4 protein-coding genes are annotated in these 3,386 nt (G+C 65.2%); 2 read left to right on the forward strand and 2 right to left on the reverse strand.

Annotated features, from left to right (window positions below; all coding sequences use genetic code 11):
• Nucleotides 1-96: 96 nt before the first annotated feature.
• Nucleotides 97-1,719 (forward strand): replication initiation protein, encoded by a 1,623-nt coding sequence (locus tag Q4E95_RS12065; RefSeq protein WP_303383539.1) that lies wholly within the window; start codon nucleotides 97-99, stop codon nucleotides 1,717-1,719.
• Nucleotides 1,720-1,800: 81 nt separating this feature from the next.
• On the opposite strand, the gene Q4E95_RS12070 is transcribed toward Q4E95_RS12065, so the two are convergent.
• Together Q4E95_RS12070 and Q4E95_RS12075 are read right to left on the reverse strand one after the other, a co-directional pair.
• Nucleotides 1,801-2,433, reverse strand: a complete 633-nt coding sequence (locus Q4E95_RS12070; protein WP_303383540.1) for a Fic family protein — start codon at nucleotides 2,431-2,433, stop codon at nucleotides 1,801-1,803.
• Complete coding sequence (locus Q4E95_RS12075) at nucleotides 2,426-2,623, reverse strand: antitoxin VbhA family protein (RefSeq protein ID WP_303383541.1); 198 nt, start codon at nucleotides 2,621-2,623, stop codon at nucleotides 2,426-2,428. The genes Q4E95_RS12070 and Q4E95_RS12075 overlap by 8 nt, the downstream gene beginning before the upstream one ends.
• A 285-nt stretch (nucleotides 2,624-2,908) precedes the next feature.
• Between Q4E95_RS12075 and Q4E95_RS12080 the strand changes: the two genes are divergently transcribed.
• Nucleotides 2,909-3,386 (forward strand): ParA family protein (locus Q4E95_RS12080; RefSeq protein ID WP_303383542.1); only part of this gene is annotated, 478 nt, incomplete at its 3' end.

The following is a 3,386-nucleotide window of genomic DNA, read 5'->3' on the forward strand; positions in this document are numbered from 1 at the left end:
GACAGCCGTTTCAACAGCTAACTGAATCGGAACCTGTCATGAATCCAATATCAGGGGACTGTTATGTCCCCTAGTATACCTGAGGCGCGTCCACAAGTGGACCCTGCCTTGCTGGATGTTGTCCTTTTTTGCCCCGAGACCCCGGCCCGCCGGTTCCTAGCACACCACCGGATCGAGTACTTCCGGTGCGGTCAGACCAAGTCGCAGGCGTTCCCGAACCGTGGGCGGCCTGCTGGGGAGTTCGCGTTTCTCCAGCTCAACCCGGCCGATTGGTTAAATTTCCTCGTCGTCGACGTCGATGACGAGGCCGCGTTGTTGAACCTGATGCACCCGGCGGTGCCGGAGCCGACGTGGATCATCGAGAACCCGGCCACTGGTCACGCCCAGGCCGGGTGGGCGATCGAGCCGGTCTACCGGGGGGAGGGCGCTCGGCCGTGGCCGATCCGCTATGCAGAGGCGGTGCAGCGGGCACTGGACCGGCTGGTCGATGGGGACCCGTGCTTCACCCGTTACTTGGTGCGCAACCCGGCTGCTGAATTCCCGGCCGGGCGTGTGTGGTGGGGTCGCAGAGCCAGCCCGTGGTCCCTGGGGGATCTCAAGGCACACATGGCCGAGTACATCGACCCGTTCCACGACGAGGCTATTGACGGACCCGCCGCGTCAGCCTGGGACCCGGGCACGGCCCTGCTGGGGCAGGCCGGCATCCCGCGGGCCCCGGTAGTGGACACCGCCACGGAGGTGGGTCGCAACACCGCTATTTTCCGCGCCACCCGCCGGTGGCTATGGGACCAGCAACAGATCCGCCACCAAACCCCAAACGAGGCCGCCTCGATCGCCCATGCCCGGGCGCTCAACGTCCAGCTGCCCCACCCCCTGTCTGATGGGGAGGTGGCGTGCCTGGCTCGTTCAGCCGTGCGGCAGGTCAATGCTGGCAAGGGACGCCCCACGTCCACCAGTGGTTCTGATGCGGCGCATGAGTATCTGTCGCGGATGGGACGGCGTGGCGGGAAGGCCCGTACCGAGGCCAAGGCGCGTGCGGCGGCGGACAATGCCGGCAAGGCCCGCCAGGCCCGCACCGACCGTGTGGGGCAGCTGCGGGCTCTAGCGGTGCAGTTGCGGGCGGCTGGGGCGACTTACCGGGCCATCGCCGAGGCCGTAGGGCGTACTACACGCACCGTGATGGCCTGGTTGAAAAATGAGCCCACCACACCCGCCGGCGGCCCCGTCGAGGAGGGTGAAATTCTCCAAGCAACAGGTATTGGTTCCGCCCCCAAGGTGTGCCCCACCCCCTCCCCTAGCCTGGAAGTGTCCCCCGGACCTGCCAAGGAAGAGGATGCCCCCGTGACGAGTGAACCCGCCTACCAGTGGCCAGAAGGCGTCCTGCCTGGAGAACCAGATCCCGACTTCCGGGATCGGCTCCTCCCTGAGCACCGCGGCCTCGCTCTCTGGGTGCCCCTGGACTACCTGGAGGATCATCCCATTGGCTCCGGGTACTGGTCTTTCACGACTGCCTCCGACTACTGGGAGACAGTCATGGACGGACCGTTCCACGGCGCTGCGTTGGGTGGGCGAGAACTGCACGTCACTGAAGTGGGTGCCCTGGTAGGCGAACTCCACGGACTGCGCTTCCCACACCTGACCGCGGTTTCCTATGAGGTCACTCGAGTCGCTGGCGACTCCCTGTGGTCGGCACGGTTCCCCGGTTACATCGTCCACTGACGAGTCGTGTCCAAGGTCAGTGTCGCAGTGCTCTCAGGGACTTCGCTGTCCTCGGGCCTGTCCTAGCGCTAGCTGGTCCGGTCAGGAACGCGGCCGACGATGGTGAGGTGCGGGAGTGAGGCTCACCGCGAACATCTCCTGCAAGGCAGCGAGGTCATGGTCTTCGGCTGCGGTCCGTGACGCAGCGTCGTTGAGTGCCCCGGTGATCTGGGTCCAGTCCAACCACCAGCCGGCGGCGACGGCCACTGAGTCGAAGAAGAAGCGTTGGGTGCGCCCGTTGCCCTCCCGGAACGGGTGCAGATAGTTGACCTGGTCGTAGTGATAGGCCAACCGTTCGATGAACCGCTCCCGGTCCAGGTGCTGCAGGTAGCGGTCCTGGCGGAGTTGATCGAAGACGAAACCGGCCGAGCGGGGGATCATCGATACCGGCAGGAACGGCTGTGCCCCCGGGACCGTCTTGCGCAGATCCACGGTGCGCAGCTGCCCCGCCCAGGGATAGATGTCCTGGAACAGGTGACGGTGAATGGCTTGCAGCTCGACCAGATCTCGGGTGGGCGCCGGTGGATGGCGCCACAGCTGCAGGGTGCGGACCGCCACCAGGTCGGCTTCCGCGGCGGCGAGCTCTACGGCGGTGCGGGCGCCGATCAGGTTGGTCAGGATCCCGGTGTGCGGGTCCAGATACGGGTCACGGTGCGGGCCGGGGGCTTCACTCAAGGCCGTAGCGGGCGCGCGTGCGCCGAACCAGCTCCTCGACCTCGAGCCCACCTTCAGCGAAATGATCCATCTCAGCACGGGTCGCTGTGGTGACGTGAAGTCCTTCCATGGCAGCACTGTGCACCACGGAAGCTACCTGCTGTGCCCGGTCCACTTCGAGGGCCGGTGGCAGAATGTGCTGCTGTGCCATGGAACCTCCCCGGTGGTGTGTTGGGCCGTGCTATGCGCTCTAGTCTACCAAGCTCCCCTGACTAGCATCTGGGGTCATACGCGCCGGGGACGCCAGCCTCGGTTGCGAAACGCACTCTCTGGCGCAGCATCCCTGTCCACGACGACACCCCAGAAGCATGACCTGTAGAATTAATGGTAGATACCTAGCTAGTGAGCATGCTAGATAACTATTTAGTTAGCTAGATAGAAATCCAGCTAACTAGACAGATGGCTTGATGGCCCGCAAGCTTGATAGCTTGAAAGCATGCAAACCCTCATGGTGTACAGCGAATCCGGTGGAGTCACTAAGACCACCACCGCCGTCTCCCTAGCAATGGTTGCCGCCGCCGAGGGACGTCGAGTCGTCCTCGTTGACCTCGACCCCCGCGCGGCCTCCACCAAGTGGTTCGGGGTGCAGCCCACGGCGGAAGGAATGCACGTTGGAGCAATCCTGGGCGATGAGAACCCCGAAGGCTGGGCCGAAGACCTCGCGGTGCCCAGCGGGTGGCACCCCAACCTCCGGGTGATTCCCTCGGCCCGCAACGTCTCCAACCGCGAGGCCGACCGGGCCGATCACGCAGAGCTGCGGCTGAAGATCTCCCTGACCGGCCTTCAGGCGGATGTGGTGGTCATTGACTGCCCGAACCGGCAGGGTGGGCCGCTGACGCTGTCGGCGTTGAACGCGGCGGACACCGTGGTCTACGCCGCCACCGCCACCAGCGATGGCATCGACGGGGTGGACG

Source organism: Kocuria sp., assembly GCF_030536815.1.
In the GTDB taxonomy this organism is placed as follows: domain Bacteria; phylum Actinomycetota; class Actinomycetes; order Actinomycetales; family Micrococcaceae; genus Kocuria; species Kocuria gwangalliensis.

Coding starts and splice junctions, on each gene's coding strand:
- Q4E95_RS12075 (WP_303383541.1), bottom strand. CDS start 2,623: ATGGCACAGCAGCACATTCTGCCACCGGCCCTCGAAGTGGACCGGGCA.